The organism is Armatimonas rosea, from assembly GCF_014202505.1.
GTDB lineage: Bacteria > Armatimonadota > Armatimonadia > Armatimonadales > Armatimonadaceae > Armatimonas > Armatimonas rosea.
Genome location: NZ_JACHGW010000004.1, coordinates 424,089 through 438,785, shown reverse-complemented (window position 1 = coordinate 438,785; position 14,697 = coordinate 424,089). Strand labels below are relative to the sequence as shown.

General features: G+C 62.5%; 13 protein-coding genes and 2 tRNA genes. 7 read left to right on the top strand and 8 right to left on the bottom strand.

The genetic code is table 11. The annotated features are described in order from the left end of the window. The 5 genes from HNQ39_RS21570 to HNQ39_RS21550 all read left to right on the top strand — a co-directional run bounded on the left by HNQ39_RS21570 (window position 1) and on the right by HNQ39_RS21550 (window position 4,800). Window positions 1–600, top strand: a complete 600-nt coding sequence (locus HNQ39_RS21570) for a nitroreductase family protein (RefSeq protein WP_184201753.1) — start codon at window positions 1–3, stop codon at window positions 598–600. 73 nt (window positions 601–673) lie between these two features. Further along, window positions 674–2,023 (top strand): hypothetical protein, encoded by a 1,350-nt coding sequence (locus HNQ39_RS21565; RefSeq protein WP_184201749.1) that lies wholly within the window; start codon window positions 674–676, stop codon window positions 2,021–2,023. 71 nt (window positions 2,024–2,094) lie between these two features. Then, window positions 2,095–3,096, top strand: a complete 1,002-nt coding sequence (locus HNQ39_RS21560; RefSeq protein WP_184201746.1) for a sugar phosphate isomerase/epimerase family protein — start codon at window positions 2,095–2,097, stop codon at window positions 3,094–3,096. Window positions 3,097–3,144: 48 nt separating this feature from the next. Next, the gene (locus tag HNQ39_RS29685; RefSeq protein ID WP_221290213.1) at window positions 3,145–4,032 is read left to right on the top strand and encodes a LuxR C-terminal-related transcriptional regulator; all 888 of its coding nucleotides are present in this window, start codon (window positions 3,145–3,147) and stop codon (window positions 4,030–4,032) included. 69 nt (window positions 4,033–4,101) lie between these two features. After that, the gene (locus HNQ39_RS21550) at window positions 4,102–4,800 is read left to right on the top strand and encodes a class D beta-lactamase (RefSeq protein WP_184201744.1); all 699 of its coding nucleotides are present in this window, start codon (window positions 4,102–4,104) and stop codon (window positions 4,798–4,800) included. A gap of 186 nt (window positions 4,801–4,986) precedes the next feature. On the opposite strand, the gene HNQ39_RS21545 is transcribed toward HNQ39_RS21550, so the two are convergent. The 7 genes from HNQ39_RS21545 to HNQ39_RS21515 form a co-directional block, all read right to left on the bottom strand. Beyond that, a tRNA-Met gene (locus HNQ39_RS21545) sits at window positions 4,987–5,059 on the bottom strand. Between the two features lie 3 nt (window positions 5,060–5,062). After that, window positions 5,063–5,133 (bottom strand) — tRNA-Ile (locus HNQ39_RS21540). Between the two features lie 256 nt (window positions 5,134–5,389). Next, window positions 5,390–7,270, bottom strand: a complete 1,881-nt coding sequence (locus HNQ39_RS21535; RefSeq protein WP_184201741.1) for an ABC-F family ATP-binding cassette domain-containing protein — start codon at window positions 7,268–7,270, stop codon at window positions 5,390–5,392. Beyond that, on the bottom strand, window positions 7,267–8,196 hold the full coding sequence (locus HNQ39_RS21530) for a DUF4062 domain-containing protein (RefSeq protein ID WP_184201738.1): 930 nt from the start codon (window positions 8,194–8,196) through the stop codon (window positions 7,267–7,269). Before HNQ39_RS21530 ends, HNQ39_RS21535 begins: the two co-directional genes overlap by 4 nt. Before the next feature lie 292 nt (window positions 8,197–8,488). Then, complete coding sequence (locus HNQ39_RS21525) at window positions 8,489–8,761, bottom strand: hypothetical protein (protein WP_184201735.1); 273 nt, start codon at window positions 8,759–8,761, stop codon at window positions 8,489–8,491. A 27-nt stretch (window positions 8,762–8,788) separates the two neighbouring features. Next, a complete protein-coding gene (locus HNQ39_RS21520) occupies window positions 8,789–9,415 on the bottom strand; it encodes a metalloprotease (protein ID WP_184201732.1) in 627 nt (208 codons plus the stop codon). 6 nt (window positions 9,416–9,421) lie between these two features. Then, complete coding sequence (locus HNQ39_RS21515) at window positions 9,422–9,916, bottom strand: peroxiredoxin family protein (RefSeq protein ID WP_184201729.1); 495 nt, start codon at window positions 9,914–9,916, stop codon at window positions 9,422–9,424. A 52-nt stretch (window positions 9,917–9,968) separates the two neighbouring features. Between HNQ39_RS21515 and HNQ39_RS21510 the strand changes: the two genes are divergently transcribed. Both HNQ39_RS21510 and HNQ39_RS21505 read left to right on the top strand, forming a co-directional pair. Next, window positions 9,969–10,760 carry a cysteine hydrolase family protein gene (locus HNQ39_RS21510; protein WP_184201726.1) on the top strand — a complete coding sequence of 264 codons (792 nt, stop codon included), beginning with the start codon at window positions 9,969–9,971 and terminating at the stop codon, window positions 10,758–10,760. Then, complete coding sequence (locus HNQ39_RS21505) at window positions 10,760–12,559, top strand: DUF6785 family protein (protein ID WP_184201723.1); 1,800 nt, start codon at window positions 10,760–10,762, stop codon at window positions 12,557–12,559. Before HNQ39_RS21510 ends, HNQ39_RS21505 begins: the two co-directional genes overlap by 1 nt. Here HNQ39_RS21505 and abc-f read toward each other — a convergent pair. Next, window positions 12,533–14,479, bottom strand: coding sequence for a ribosomal protection-like ABC-F family protein (gene abc-f, locus HNQ39_RS21500; RefSeq protein ID WP_184201720.1), 1,947 nt, complete (start codon window positions 14,477–14,479; stop codon window positions 12,533–12,535). The genes HNQ39_RS21505 and abc-f overlap by 27 nt on opposite strands. Between the last annotated feature and the right edge of the window lie 218 nt (window positions 14,480–14,697).

The window sequence follows — 14,697 nt, the reverse complement described above, 5'->3', positions numbered from 1 at the left end:
ATGGATAAACCCACCCTCAACGACCACCCGATTCTTGGCGCACTGCGCCAGCGCTGGAGCCCCCTCGCCTTCGACCCCAAGCCCGTCCCCGAGGAGCTCCTTCTCTCGCTCTTTGAGGCCGCGCGCTGGTCTGCCTCCTGCTTTGGCGAGGAGCCCTGGCGCTTTATTGTGGGGGTGAAAGAGACCCACCCGGAGACCTTTGAGAAGCTGGCCAGCACGCTAGTCCCAGCCAACCACTCCTGGGCGAGCAAGGCACCCGTGCTGATCCTAGGGGTCGCCAAGAAGACCTTTACCTACAACGGCGCGGAGAACCGGTTTGCCTCGTACGATGTGGGCCAGGCAGTGGGCCAGCTCACCGCGCAGGCGGCCTCCAACGGGCTCTACCTCCACCAGATGGGGGGCTTCGATGCCGCCAAGGCGCAGGAGCTCTTCGCCATCCCCGAGGACTTCGCACCGCAGTCGATGATCGCGCTGGGCTATCTGGGCGAGGCGGAGCTCCTCGACGACGAAAAGCAGCGCGAGCGCCACAACAACCCGACCCGTGCCCGCAAGCCCCTGAGCGCGACGGTCTTCACCGAGTGGGAGACACCCGCGTTTTAGTCCCCCCTGGTTAGAGCGGGGGGGCTGGAGAGCGCTTCGCGCTGCGAAGGGCCACCCAGAGGGTACCCGGCCCATGAAGAGGAACAGAACCATGGCCGGAACGGCCTTTGCAGCCGAAGGCTCTCCAGCCCTGCCCCTCCAACGGGCAGGGTACTTCGGAATCCGCGTTGTCGATGCAGAGACCGGGCGCGGGGTCCCCTTGGTCGAGCTACGCACCACCAGCGACCTGCGCTTTATCACCGATAGCGCCGGCTGGATCGCGTTCTACGAGCCCGGCCTGATGGAGACCAAGGTCTGGTTCTCGGTCAAGAGCCACGGCTACGCCTACCCCAAAGATGGCTTCGGCTACGAGGGGCTGGTGCTCACGCCCAAGGCGGGGGAGACCGCGACAATAAAGCTGCCCCGAACCAACATTGCGGAGCGTCTCTACCGAGTCACCGGAGAGGGAATCTACCGGGACTCCCTCCTGCTGGGCAAGCCGATCCCGGCGGGGGTGAGCCAGCTCAATGGGCGGGTCATGGGGCAAGACTCCGTGCTCGTGGCACCCTACAAAGGCAAGCTCTACTGGTTCTGGGGGGACACAGCGCGGCCGGAGTACCCGCTGGGGCAGTTTGGCACCGCCGGCGCGACCTCCGACCCGCGCGACAACCCCGACCAAGCGATTCGTCTGCGCTACTTCACCGACCCGAAAACGTGGTTCTCTCGCCCGATGTTCCCGAGCCCCAAAGGCCCCGGCCCGGTCTGGATCACGGGGCTGGCGGTGGTGGATGGTGGCGAGAAGCTCGTTTGTTTCTACAGCCGGATGAAGGACCTGGGGACCTGTGTCGAGCGCGGACTCGCAGTCTTCAACGACACGAAAGCCTGCTTTGAGCCGGTTGTGGAGTTCGATCCCACCAAGCCCGAGCCGCTGACGGGGCACCCGTTCCTCTACGACGACTGGCTCTACGGCACCTACGATGGTGGCGCGCCGCTTCCCTGTGTCCGTGTGAAACCAACTCTTGCCGCGCTCAAAGACCTCAAGAACTACGAGCGGCTCGCCGAGCCAAGGCTGCGCCTGCGGGATGCCAAGACGGGCGCGCCGGTCCAGAACCACGGGGGCTCGGTCTACTGGAACGCCTACCGGAAGCGCTGGGTGATGCTCGTGCTCCAAATGCGCGGGAAGTCGTCGAATGTGGGCGAGGTCTGGTACGCCGAGGCACCGAGTCTGTTGGGGCCCTGGGACAAGGCGGTGAAGATTGTCACGCACGAAAAGATGGATTTCTACAACGTGACACAGCACCCGTACTTTGACCGGGGACGTTATGTCTACTTCGAGGGGACCTATGTCAATACGTTCTCCGGAAACCCCGATCCGACCCCGCGCTACAACTATAACCAGATTCTCTACCGGCTCGATCTGGAGGAGAAGCGCCTCCGGGTGTAGAAACAAGCGCTAGAGACCGCTGCGCTCTTAGCCTAGAGCGCGATAAATTTCAACAAGGAAAGAAACAACACATGAAGATCGGAATCTTCACCGCGCTGTTCCACGATCGCCCGATCGAGGCAGCGCTTGACTATATCGCCGAGGCCGGAATCCAGTCCGTGGAGCTGGGCGGAGGAGCGTACCCGGGGAGCCGACACCTCGACGACCTGGGCGGAGCAAAGACCCTCGCCACCGATGCCGGCAAGCGCAAGCAGCTTGTCAAGGCGATCGAGAGCCGTGGCCTGATCCTCTCCGCGATCTCCGTGCACGGCAACCCGCTGCACCCCAATAAGAAGATCGCCGACGAGCACCACGAGGCCTTCACCGATGCTGTCCTCCTCGCCGAGGCGCTGCACGGCGATGGCATCATGCCCCAGGCGACTGTCAATGGCTTCTCCGGCTGCCCCGGCGACTCCGCCCGCGCCAAGAACCCCAACTGGGTCACCTGCGCCTGGCCCGATGAGTTCCGCGATATCCTGGACTACCAGTGGAAGGTCGCCGCGCGCTACTGGCGCGCCCAGAACCGCTTCCTGAAGCAGCACAACTGTGTCTTTGCGATCGAGATGCACCCCGGCTTTATCTGCTACAACAACGAGACCCTCCTGCGCCTGCGAAAAGTGGCGGGGGACCGGATCGGCGCCAACTTTGACCCGTCGCACCTCTGGTGGCAGGGGATCGACCCACTGGCCGCAGTTCGTGAGATCGGGGAGGCAGGGGCGCTGTTCCACTGCCACGCCAAGGATACCCGGATCGACCCGCAGAACTCGGGCCGCAACGGTAACCTGGACACCCAGAGCTACGGCGATATCGCCAACCGCTCGTGGGTCTTCCGCTCGGTGGGCTACGGCCATGACGAAGCCTGGTGGAAGGACTTTGTCAGTGTCCTGCGCACGGTCGGCTACGACTACGTCCTCTCCATCGAGCACGAGGACGGCCTGATGTCCAGCGCCGAGGGCCTCCACAAGGCACTCGATGTCCTCAAGCGCTCCGTGATCGCCGAGAAGCCCGGCCCCATGTTCTGGGCCAAGGACTAGCTTCGATGCGCCGCCCCCCAGGCCCGGGGGGCGGCTTTGTTTATATCCGTGACTGTTTCCTCTGTACTCCAGCAAGCCGATACACGCCTGCTTGCGGCAGCGCGGGTGAGCCGCTACCTGCTCTACCACCTCACACGCACCACGGCAGCGGAGCTGGTGCCCGTGGACTCGTTCTATATCGGGTTTCGCCAGGGGGAGAGCGCGATTGTCTACCCGTACAACTGGGACGGCCACGAGATCGACGATCCCAATGTGAACACGTTCTCGCCCGAGGGGCTGACGGCGTGGATCGTGAAGCACAAAAAGACCTACTGGTCCCAGACCGATAGAGCGCTGCTCTTGCACCGAGGCCGCGCGTTTGGCGACACGAGCCGCCGCTCCGCCGAGGCGATTGTCACGCCGCTCTTAGAGAACCGCCGCGTGATCGGGGTGCTTGCGCTACTCTCCTACACGGAAGGGGTCTACGACCCGACCACGTGCCAGTTCCTGGAAGGGCTGGCGGAGATTCTCGTGACCGCGCTGGCCCGGGAGCACGAGGACCGGGAGCGCCGCGCCCGCTTTGGCGCAGCAGAGCCTGGCGAGCCGCCCGTCACCCAGACCCTGCGTCGCCTCCGCCGCCAGACCGAGCAGCTTCGCGCGGCGCATCCCGAGCTCGCCTACGCCCTAGAACCGCTCTGCCAGACCATCGCCCAAGCCCAGACCGAGACCGCGGAGCTCTTGATTGCCCGGGCTGCCCAGAGCGATCCTCTCCTAGGGCTCACGGAGCGCGAGCGGGAGATCGCGCTGCTCCTGGCAGGCGAGCTGACCTACCGTGAGCTGGGAGAGAGGCTCGGCATCACAGAGAAGACCGTCAAGACCCACGCGGCAAATCTGATTAAGAAACTCGATGCGGGCGGCCGGAGCGGGGTGCGCCAGCTACTGCTTGGGAGTAGATAAACCTCCGCCCGTGCCCGAGGCAGACCACCCACACGTCGCCGTACCCTAGGTGCGGAAGGAAACGAAACAATGAGTGAGCTTTTCGATAAGAACTTTCCCGGTGAGGGGGGAGGCGCTGTGACTGTGGTGGGGAGCCATATCGCCCGCTTTGGGGTGGGGCTGGACCAGCGGGTTGTGCCCTGCTCCACGTTTAAGATTGTCTTGGCGCACCTCGCGCTGGAGGCGAAGCTGGTCAAGGGGCCAGACGAGCTCTGGAAGTTTACGGGGAAGAAGTCGGGGCGCAAGGAGTGGGACCGTGATCTGAGCCTCCGAACGGCGCTGGAGACGTCGGCGGAGTGGTACTTTCAGCAGGTGGCGCGAAAGCTGGGAGCGGAGCGGCTGCGTGCGGGGGTGAAGAAGATCGGCTATGGCAGTGGTTGGAGTGGCAAGGACCCCGCGCTCGCCTGGCACGATGGGACAATCACGATCTCGCCGGTGGAGCATGTCCTGCTCATGCAGCGCCTGAGTGCGGGAACCTGGCCGTTTCCGCTGGAGCTTCAGAACACGGTTAAGAAGTGCCTGGCCTATTCGGTCGATAGCAATGTCACCCTCTGGGGAAAGACGGGCAGCTCAGGGAAGGGCAAGGACGGCCGCTCGCTGGGCTGGTATGTCGGCGCGTTCTCTCGTCAGGGGGAGACCACCGCCTTTGCGATCCTACGCCATGCCCCCGGCGCGATCGGCCCCCAAGTCCGGGAGCGGCTCGTCCAGCGGCTGACCACACCGTACTAGGAATTGGTGGCCTGAACGCTGGTGGCCTGAAAGTCCACCTCTAGGCCGCGCAAGCGCGAAGCGGGCCGAGCCCGCGAGGAATTCTGCGCGGCCTCGGGCCGCTTCGCGAAGTGAGGAACGAACGTAGCGGCCTAGCCAGGGACTTTCAGGCCCTGGCACGCGCCACGTGGCTTGGCTTATCTGGTATGTCCCTGGGGAGATTCGAACTCCCGCTCCACGGCTTATGAGGCCGTCGCTTTAACCGCTAAGCTACAAGGACCGATACCCCTGGAGAGAATCGAACTCTCCTCTTCCGCTTATCAAGCGGGCGCTCTTCCACTGAGCTACAGGGGTACAAAAAAAGGGGTACAAAAAAAGCGGTGGTTCCACCTTTCGGGGAACCACCGCTTTAGAGTGAATCTAGAGAACGGAGAATTAGGTCCAGAGAGGCGAGGCTACGGTGCTTGGGCAAATAATCTGCCCAATGCGTATCTCTCGGTGTATTCTCTGAACCATTGCTTCTCTATCGCCGGTGAAGGGGCGCTTGCTAAACCGGGCAATAAATTACCCGGCAGAGGGGAGGAGCGCCCCGGGGGCGCATGAATTCTCTCTAGCCTGCAGCTTCGGCATCGGCGGCGGCTTGCTCCCACTCGGCGAGCTTGGCGTCGAGCGCCTCGCTGACACGGGTGTGGGCTGCGGCCTGCGCTATTGCGTCGCCCTCGCCGGAAGCAAGCGCGGCCTCGACTTGCGCGAGCTCGGTCTCCAGCTTGCTGATCTCGTCCTCGATGGTCGCCACACGTTTCTGGAGCCGGGCGCGTTCTTTGGAGAGCTGAAAGGCGTTGGGCTTCACCCCCGCTGGCTCCCCCTTGCCTTTAGGTGAAGGGGCTGGGGCGAGAGGTTGGCTCTTTGCCGCCCGGTAGACCGCGTAGCTGCCCTCGTGGAGGGTGACCTTGCCCTCGCCCTCAAAGGCTAGCGTGTGGTCCGTGACTGCATCGAGCAGGGCGCGGTCGTGGCTGACAACCAGCAGCGTGCTGGGGAAGGACTTGAGAGCATCGGTGAGCGCATCGCAGCTCCAGACATCCAAGTGGTTGGTGGGTTCGTCGAGGATCAGCAGGTTGGCAGGCGAGAGCACCATCAGCGCCATGCGGAGCTTGCTGCGCTCGCCGCCGGAGAGGGCGGAGATCGGCTTAAAGACATCGTCGCCGGTGAAGAGAAACTTCGCCAGGTGGCTCCGTGCCTCGGCGATAGTCTGCCCAGAGCGCTCGTAGAAGGCCTCCAGAACGGTCTCCTCGCGCTCGAAATCGTCTTCGTCCTGCCGGTGCACCGCCACGGTCACTCCATGCCCGAGCTTCAGAAAGCCCGAGTCCAGCGGCTGCTCCCCGAGGAGCACTTCGAGCATCGTGGTCTTGCCGGTGCCGTTGGGGCCGACAATGCCGATCTTCTGGTCGCGGCGCAGGATGAAGTCGACATTGCTTAGGATCGCCTTGTCGCCGAATCTCTTGTTCGCCTTCTCCGCCACGACCACATTCTCGCCGCTCCGCCCCGAGCTGGCGAGCCGCGCTTTCACGCCCTGCGGGTCGGAGTCCGGGCGCTCTAGCCGCTCCAGTCGATCAAGCCGCTTCTGCCGCCCCATGGCGATTCGGGTGTTCTGGCCGGCCTTGTTGCGACGGATAAACTCCTCGGTGCGGGCGATCTCGGCTTGCTGGCGGAGGTAGAGCTCGAGCTGCTCGGCGCGTACCCGCTCGCGCTTCTCTTTATAGAAGGCATAGCCGCCGGAGTAGGGGGTGACGCCCGTTGCCTCGACATCCCAGATGGCGTTGGCGGTGTTCTCCAGAAAGCGCCGGTCGTGGGAGACCAGCAAGACGGCTCCGGGGAAGCGCTGCAAGAACCCCTCCAGCCACTCCACGGCGCGGATATCCAGGTGGTTGGTGGGCTCGTCGAGCGCCAGCACATCGGGTGTCGTGGCCAGGAGCTTTGCCATCGAGAGCCGGGTCTTCTCGCCGCCGGAGAGCACGGCAACCGGCTTGTCCCAGTCTCTCTCGGGGAGCCCCATGGCCTCCAGCGAGGCAAGGAGTGAGGCCCGCGCCGCCTCGCCGCCGGAAAACTCGTAGCGGTCCTGCGCCGCGCCGTACGCATCAAGCAGGTCCTCACTCTCCGGCTCCGCTGCCAGCGCTAGCTCCGCCTCACGTAGCCGCGCCTCCGCATCGGCCACACTCGCCAGTGCTGTCTCCGCCTCTTCCAGGATGGTCTTGGTCTCGTCGAGGCGCGCGATCTGGGAGAGGTAGCCAATCCGGACGCCCCGCGCCACCCCGATCTTGCCGCGTGTGGGCTCTTCAATCCCCAGAAGCATTCGTAGCAGGGTTGTCTTCCCGCCGCCGTTCTTCCCGACTATTCCCACTTTCTCCCCCCGCGCTAGGCGCAGCGAGATGCCATCGAGAATCGTGTCGGGGCCGTAGTCTTTTCCGAGGTCGGTGATCGTAATGAGGCTCATAATGGGATCTTAGATAGTATTTTTCGGCCATAATCTGTCAAATGCCATTCATCTTCGATATCATTTCTGTCTATTATAGAATATAGGGTCATGATATCTTTTATTTTGATTAGAGATATTTTCTGGATGATGGATTTGGGGAGTTGGTTACTAATCAAAGATTCTAGCCATGACAATGGCATAGTGTAATTTACTGGATCGAAAATATTATTTCTGTAACTGGTTAAGATCTCGAGTATTGTTATGTTGAATTCGGCAAATTCTCGATAATTAATTTCTTTTTGATATGTGACAAAAATGGGAAAATTTAGGTTTAGGTTTATTAGATTATCGTCTTTGTTAATTAATTTTAGAGACTCTGACATGTCATGATTCTCTTTGCTTAATCTCGCAATTTCCTCTGCAACTTCTGGCCCCACTCCAGAATCCGCACGAACCCAACCTATGCGTGGTTGAGTGTTGAAACTTTTTCCTAAAGCAATTGCAATCATACCATGCAGTTCATTGGAAGATTTCCAGAAGCCGCAAGGTTTATTTTTGACTTTTTTCTTAAATTTCTCAAGAGCTTTTTGTTTTTTGAGATCATCATCATATCGTTCGTGCGGCCAATCTTTGACACTGGAATCAATCACAAATCCGAGAGTAGGAATATTTTTTTCTAGGGCGTAGTCGTATTCTTTTTCAGTGTAGCTAATCCCGCTTCCAGGAATCGTGGAGCCGTAGCGGTGGGCGATAAGGACGACATAGTAGTCGCTCTGGTCGATCTGGCGCTGGATGATCTTCCATTGTTCCTCATCGGCGGCGCTGAACTGCTCCATGCCGACGGGGATATGGCCCATTTCGAGGATGGCACGCATGACCTGCTGGCGTTCTTCAATGAGATCGACGTAGGTGGAGCTGACGAATATCTGGTACTTCTTGTCCATGAGGAGGCGGCCTGTTGGTGGGAATTTGACGCGGAATTGTACCGCATTTTTGGGGGGCTGGCCGAGGGGGAGAAAGACTTGGGGGAGACCTAAAAAGACCTGGGGAGGTATTTTTAGACCCGGCGCAGGTGTTTTTAGAACCTCCCCAAGTCTTTTAAAATGTGGCGTGGGTCAAGGCCGACCTGCGCAGGTGCTTCTTAGAGGCTCGGTTGGTCTTTTGTAGTCTGGCGCAGGTCTTCTTTATAGGAGGGGGGATCGACACTGACTCGCTGAGGGTATTTGCGGCGGGGCTTCAGACGTCGATTTCGTTGGCGGGTTGGGGGTTGAGGCCGATGGGGAACGGCGGTGTTGCGCGGGCGGCGAGGGAGTGGAGCCAGGTCTCGGCTTTCTCGATAGCGAGAAACTCCATCTCGGCCTCGACACAGAACAAGAGAAGGGTTGCGCTACGGCGTGTGCACTGGATGCCGGTGGGCGGGGATGCTGCCTTGAGGAGCGACTCCCAGTCGGTCTCGCGCCCGTGGGGGAGGCTTAAGACCATTGCAAACGAATGCCATTCCAAGTCCATGCGGGCATTCTATCGGAAAGTGCTTGCTTACACCAAGAGAATTCCGGCGATTAGAAAGGCCCCGAGGCCGGCCCAGGCGAGGGCCCACTTGAGCTTCTCTTGCTTGGTCGCGCGGGAGCGGCCGGAGAAGACCGCGGCGAGCCAGTGGCCATCGAGGGGCGGGGCGGGGATGAGCAGGTTGAGCGCGTTCATCAGGTAGTTCAGGTGCGCGATTCCGTGCCAGAGCGGCTCGCCCGTGAGGCGGTAGGCGATGGTGCAGGCGATGGCGACCAGGGTGCCAAAGACCGGCCCCATGATCCCGATAAAGGCGTCCTCGGTGACCGTCGTGTTGCCTTTTTGGTGGAAGACCACGCCGCCAACCAAGGGAATGAAGCGCATCCCCATGTAGGGCAGGCCATAGCGTCGGGCGGCGAGGGCGTGGCCGCACTCGTGGATAAAGATGGAGAACACCAGCCCTGCCGCGACATACCAGCCCCAGTGCAGAATCTGCGCGTAGAACCAGATCGTAAAGCCCATCGAGAGGAGCGTGCCGGGCAGGGTCGCTCGCAGGCGTGCCGCGTCGCCAGGATCGGGGGCGACCTTGATGCGGCGCTCTTGTGCGGGCCTTGCCGTGACCTGGAGGCTCTCGTCCCCCAGGTCGAACTTCGTGGGCATGGTGAGTTAGAGCTCGACCGGCTCGGGGAGCTCCGCGAAGGTGGCGTAGCGCTGGGACATGTCGCTCAGGACGGTAGGCTTGTAGCCTAGGGCCTTGCGCTGTACCTTGCCGTCGCTGGAGACCAGAAAGACCGCCGGCGCATAGGGAATGCCGTAGAGCCCCGAGTGGTAGAGCTGGTGGTCGAGCATCAGCGGGAAGGTGATCCCCAGCTCTGCGGCAAAGGACTTCACCACCGCGGGGTCGGTCTCCTGCGAGATCCCCCAGACCGTCAGCTTCCCGCTCTCTTTGTAGCCGTCGGCGAGCTTTTGCAGGGCCTGGAGAGTCTGGGCGCTCTGGCCATCGAGGCCGAAGAAGGCAAAGAGAATCCAGCCACGTCCTCGGGTCGGGAACGAGTGACAGACCCGTCCTGCCAGGTCGGTGAGCTGAAAGTCGCGGATGTAGTCCGTCGTGTTGATCGAGTTATCGCCCCAGCGCTGCTGAGATTGTCCACCAAAAGCCATAGTGTCCACAGTTTACCCGATCTTTGCCCCGCTTTCTTGTTACAATGGCGGCATGCGAGCGTGGTACTACCAGCAGTTTGATGCGGACTTTGCGCGGGAGATCCCTGCGGAGGGCTACGGCGGCTGGAAGCAAGCGGACCTTCCGATCCGAAAGGAGGAGACTGCGCTGGTGGTCATGCACGCCTGGGACACGGGGACACGCGAGCTGTTCCCTGGCTGGCACCGCGCGGTGGAGTACATCCCCCGCGCCGACCACATCCTGCGCGAGGTCTTTCCCCCGCTCCTGGCCGCGGTCCGCGCGGCGGGCTGGCCCGTCTTCCATGTCGTGGGTGGTGGCAATTACTACCAACATCTGCCCGGATACCAGGCTAGGCACTCTACCTCCCCCCGCGCCTTAGAGCGCGACCCCCTCCGGCTTCGCGAAGGGGGAATAGAGGAGCTCCTGCGCTTCCGCTCCGAGAATGTCTTTGTGGGGCGGCACAACGAGGCGGATGTGCGGGCGGGCTTTGCACGGCTGGACTTTCCTGAGCAGGCTCGTCCCCAAGGCGCGGAGGGGATCGCGGAAGATAGCGAGCAGCTGGCGGCCCTGGCGAGCGCGGCGGGGGTCTCGCACTTGGTCTATGTGGGCTTTGCGCTCAACTGGTGCCTGCTGCTATCTCCGGGGGGAATGGTCGAGCTGAGCCGCTTGGGGTATCTGTGCTCGACGATCCGTGAGGCGACTACGGCGGTAGAGAACGCGGAGTCGGCGCGGACCGAGACCGCGAAGGCGCTGGCACTCTGGCGGGTGGCGCTGGCGTTTGGGTTTGTCTTTGACCTGGCGGATTTCTTGGAAGGGCTTGCCTGATGCGAGCCCGTGTCTGGGCGATGATTCTCATGGTGCAGGGGGGGCTGCTCTGGTGGACTGCCGATAGCGAGATCGCCCGGAGTGTCTACCTGCTCTGCTACTCGCTGATGCTGCCGACCGTGCTGTATCTACTCCTGGGGGGGGCACTGCGGCGCTTGCTGGCCCTCGACACGCGCGAGTGGCTCTTTGGCTACGCTGTGCTCACCGCAACCCTGCCCATTGTCGGCTTCGGTGGGATGCGCTTCTTGCTCCCTGGCATGGGCTATCTCGCCTACTCCGCCCCGACCATGCCCCAGTGGGCGAGCTACCTCCCCGTGCTGGCGTCGCTTCCCGTGCTTCACGATCCGGCGGCGATTGAGGGCTTCTTCAAGGGGCGAAGCGCGGTTCCTTGGTCCGCCTGGGCGGTGCCAATTGCGTTCTGGAGTACCTACTTGCTCCTGCTACACGGCCTCTGGCTGGGGCTGGCGGCGGCGCTGCACCGGCACTGGATTCGGGAAGAGAAGCTCACGTTCCCGGTGGCTGCCCTTCCCCTCGAGCTAAGCCAGAGCCAGTTCGCGCTCCTGCGGCAGCCGCTGTTCTGGCTCGGGGTGAGTGTTCCGGTGGTGCTCCAGAGCCTCTTGGTTCTCCACGAGTGGTACCCGACTGTCCCCGCGATCCAGCTCAAGGTGGCGGACTACCGCGACATGCTCTTTCCGTCGCCGCCGTGGAGCTCTATCCCCAGCTTTGGCGTGAGTTTCTATCCCATGGCGGTGGGGCTCGCGTATCTCATGCCGTCGAGTGTGAGCCTCTCGTGCCTTGTCTTCTGGGTGCTGATCCGGCTCGCCTACCCTCTGGGCACCTTCTTTGGGCTGGAGGCAGCGGGGCAGGGGGCGGCGCGCTTTCCCTACCCGCTGGAGCAGAGTGCGGGGGCGTGGCTGATGTCGGCGGGGATGACGTTCTGGGCGGGGCGCAGGCTCTTACCGACCAGTGCCCTGGTCTGCGTGGTGCTGGCCGCGGCCCTGCTCTGGGGCATGGGAACTCCGCCGACAATGGCCCTGCTTGCCGTGGTCGCCTACGCAGGCTACGTGCTAGCGGGGGCACGCGCACGTGCGGAGGCGGGGGGCGTCTGGACCTTCGCGCCGCTTACCTGGACACCGGGCCGTGTCGCCTTCGAGCTCTCCGGGGCACCGCGGCTGGAGCCACGGAGCCTTGCCGCCCTAGGATTGAGCGACTTGGTGCACATCGACATCCGGGGCCAGTCTCTGCCGTATCTCATGGAGGCGCTCAAGCTCACGGATGCGCAGGGGGTCTCGCCGCGGCTCTTGCTCCGTGCGGTCGGGGTGTTCTCGCTCACCGCGCTGGCCTTTGGCTGGCTCTTCTCCCTGCCGCACTTCTACGAGCTGGGGGCGGCCACGGCAAAGAGCAATGTCTATGTGGTCACCAAGACCCAGATTGGGATGAAGGAGATGCACCAGCTCGCCAGCCGGGCACCGGGCTTTGATCGCGCGGGGCTCGGTGGGATGGCCTTTGGGGCGCTCTTCGTGGCCTTGCTGGGGTTTCTGCGGGTGCGCTTTATGGGCTTTCCGCTGCATCCGGTCGGCTATATCCTCGGTACCACCCTGACCATGAACGCGTTCTTCCTCCCGACTCTCTTTGCCTGGCTCGCCAAGACCCTCGCCCTGCGCTACGGCGGGAGTGTCGCGCACAAGACCGCCCTCGGGTTCTTTGTCGGGCTGACCCTGGGCGATATCGGGATTCAGACCTTCTGGACGCTCTTTGGGCGGGTCTTCAACCTACCTATCTACCAGTTCCTCACTTAAGCGCTCCCACTCCGTGAGGGTGGCGGTGAGCTGCTCCTGGGTCTGGGTGTGCTCGGTGGCGAGCGCGACCATATCGCCCTTGCCCGATGCAAGGCTGGCTTCTAGCTCTGCGAGCCGTGCTTCCAGACTCGCGATCTCGGCTTCGGCCTTTTCGAGGGCTGCTTGGGTCTTGGCGCGGGCTTTGTTATTTCCTCCCGCCGCATTTTTGCCTCCCCCGGCTCGCTGGGGCTCGCCACCCCCTCCGGCTTCGCGAAGGGGGGCGTTTTTGGCGGTGGGTGCTGGGGTGGGGTTTTGTAGCTCACGCCAAGCAGCGTAGTTACCCTCGATCAGCTCGGCGCTGCCCTTGCCGGTGAGGCCGAGGGTTTTATTGGTGACCGCATTGAGCAGGTAGCGGTCGTGGCTGACCAAGAAGAGTGTCCCGTTGTAGTCGGTGAGCATCTGGCCGAGGGTCTCGCAGGACTCGATATCCAGGTGGTTCGTGGGCTCGTCGAGGATTAGCAGGTTACACGGCTCTAGCAGCATGCACGCCAGCGCCAGCTTGTTCTTCTCGCCGCCGGAGAGCATCACCACTTTTTTATAGACATCGTCGCCGGTGAACAGAAACCGCGCTAAATAGCTCCGAAGCTGGGTCTCATTCCAGGCCGGGGCCTCGTCGCGCAGGGTATCGAGGACGGTCTTCTCGACATCCAGGGCATCGGTGGCGTGCTGGGAGAAGTAGGCCATGCGGACATTGTGTCCCCACTGAATGCTTCCCGCGGTCGGCTCTTCCTCCCCGAGAAGCAGCTTTACCAGGGTGGTCTTCCCTGCGCCGTTGGGCCCGACAAAGCCGACCCGGTCGCCGCGCTCGACCAGCGCGTTCAGGTCCGAGAAGAGGGTGCGCTCGCCATAGGCCTTGGCGACTCCCGAGAGATTCAGCACCTCGCGCCCGATCCGCCCCGCGTTTTTATCGTCGATTCTGGCCTTGACCCGTGTCGTGTCGTGGCGCACGGCATCGACTTTCTCCATGCGCTCGATCCTGCCTTGGGTCTTGTGGCGGATATTGCTCATGGTGGCATTGGCGCCCATGTTGCGCTTAATCAGGTCATTCAGACGGGCGATCTCTTTTTGCTGCTGGTCGTAGAGGTCCTGCTGGCGCTGGAGCCGCTCCTCTTTCTGCCGCCGGAAGTGGGAGTAGTTGCCCTTGTAGATCGTCAGCTTCTGGAACTCCAGCTCGGCGATACTGTCCACCACGGCATCCAAGAAATATCTATCGTGGCTGACGAGGATCACGGCACCTGTGTACTCTTTCAGGAAGCCCTCCAGCCACTCGACCGCGTTGATATCCAGGTGGTTGGTGGGCTCGTCGAGGATCAGCAGGTCGGGGCGCGTGAGCACGAGCTTTGCCAGTGCGAGGCGGGTCTGCTCGCCGCCGGAGCAGGAGCCGACTTGTTTTTCAAGGGTCTCCGGCCCAAAGCCCAGCCGCATGAGGGTGGCGTCTTTGGTGGACTCGATCTCCCAGCCGCCGCGGGACTCGAACTCATCGAGCGCCTCGGTGTAGTCTTCCAGCGCCTTGCTGAGGGTCTCGTCGTCGGTGGCGGCGCTCATGGCGTGCTCTGCCTCGGAGATACGTGCCTGAACTGCGCGGTAGGGCTCCAGCGCGACCTCGATCTCCTCGGCGATCGTGCGCTCGGGATGGACCGGTGCCTCTTGGCGCAGGTAGCCCATGCGCCGGCCATTGGCGAGGTTGATCTTGGGCGGTGCGTTGCTGCTGGCATCGGCCAGCTCCTGCCCCAGGAGGATCTTGAGCAGGGTCGTCTTGCCCCCACCGTTGCGCCCGATGAGCCCCAGCTTCTGGCCCGCGGAGATGCTAAACGTAATGTCCGAAAAAAGAACGTCCGCCCCAAAGCTCTTGGCGAGGTTAGAGACTGTCAGAATGCTCATGAATCAAAAAAACTCCCGAACATTATCGCCCGACGGTGGGGGATTCGCAAATCGGACATCCCCGGCGTGGCATCCCCCGGCGGACATCCCCCCGGCGGCACCACCGCCGACCCCCTTCGCCTGAAACCCGCGTTCCGCGGGGCGAAGGGGGTTGGGGGCTTCCTTAATCCCCTTCGCGCCGACGAAGGAGGAAAATGGCGAAGGGGGTGGCGAGCGGT

Bases quoted from the DNA above. Each gene is read 5' to 3' on its own strand.
- HNQ39_RS21570 (WP_184201753.1), top strand. From the start codon at position 1: ATGGATAAACCCACCCTCAACGACCACCCGATTCTTGGCGCACTGCGC.
- HNQ39_RS21565 (WP_184201749.1), top strand. From the start codon at position 674: ATGAAGAGGAACAGAACCATGGCCGGAACGGCCTTTGCAGCCGAAGGC.
- HNQ39_RS21560 (WP_184201746.1), top strand. From the start codon at position 2,095: ATGAAGATCGGAATCTTCACCGCGCTGTTCCACGATCGCCCGATCGAG.
- HNQ39_RS21550 (WP_184201744.1), top strand. From the start codon at position 4,102: ATGAGTGAGCTTTTCGATAAGAACTTTCCCGGTGAGGGGGGAGGCGCT.
- HNQ39_RS21535 (WP_184201741.1), bottom strand. From the start codon at position 7,270: ATGAGCCTCATTACGATCACCGACCTCGGAAAAGACTACGGCCCCGAC.
- HNQ39_RS21530 (WP_184201738.1), bottom strand. From the start codon at position 8,196: ATGGACAAGAAGTACCAGATATTCGTCAGCTCCACCTACGTCGATCTC.
- HNQ39_RS21525 (WP_184201735.1), bottom strand. From the start codon at position 8,761: ATGGACTTGGAATGGCATTCGTTTGCAATGGTCTTAAGCCTCCCCCAC.
- HNQ39_RS21520 (WP_184201732.1), bottom strand. From the start codon at position 9,415: ATGCCCACGAAGTTCGACCTGGGGGACGAGAGCCTCCAGGTCACGGCA.
- HNQ39_RS21515 (WP_184201729.1), bottom strand. From the start codon at position 9,916: ATGGCTTTTGGTGGACAATCTCAGCAGCGCTGGGGCGATAACTCGATC.
- HNQ39_RS21510 (WP_184201726.1), top strand. From the start codon at position 9,969: ATGCGAGCGTGGTACTACCAGCAGTTTGATGCGGACTTTGCGCGGGAG.
- HNQ39_RS21505 (WP_184201723.1), top strand. From the start codon at position 10,760: ATGCGAGCCCGTGTCTGGGCGATGATTCTCATGGTGCAGGGGGGGCTG.
- abc-f (WP_184201720.1), bottom strand. From the start codon at position 14,479: ATGAGCATTCTGACAGTCTCTAACCTCGCCAAGAGCTTTGGGGCGGAC.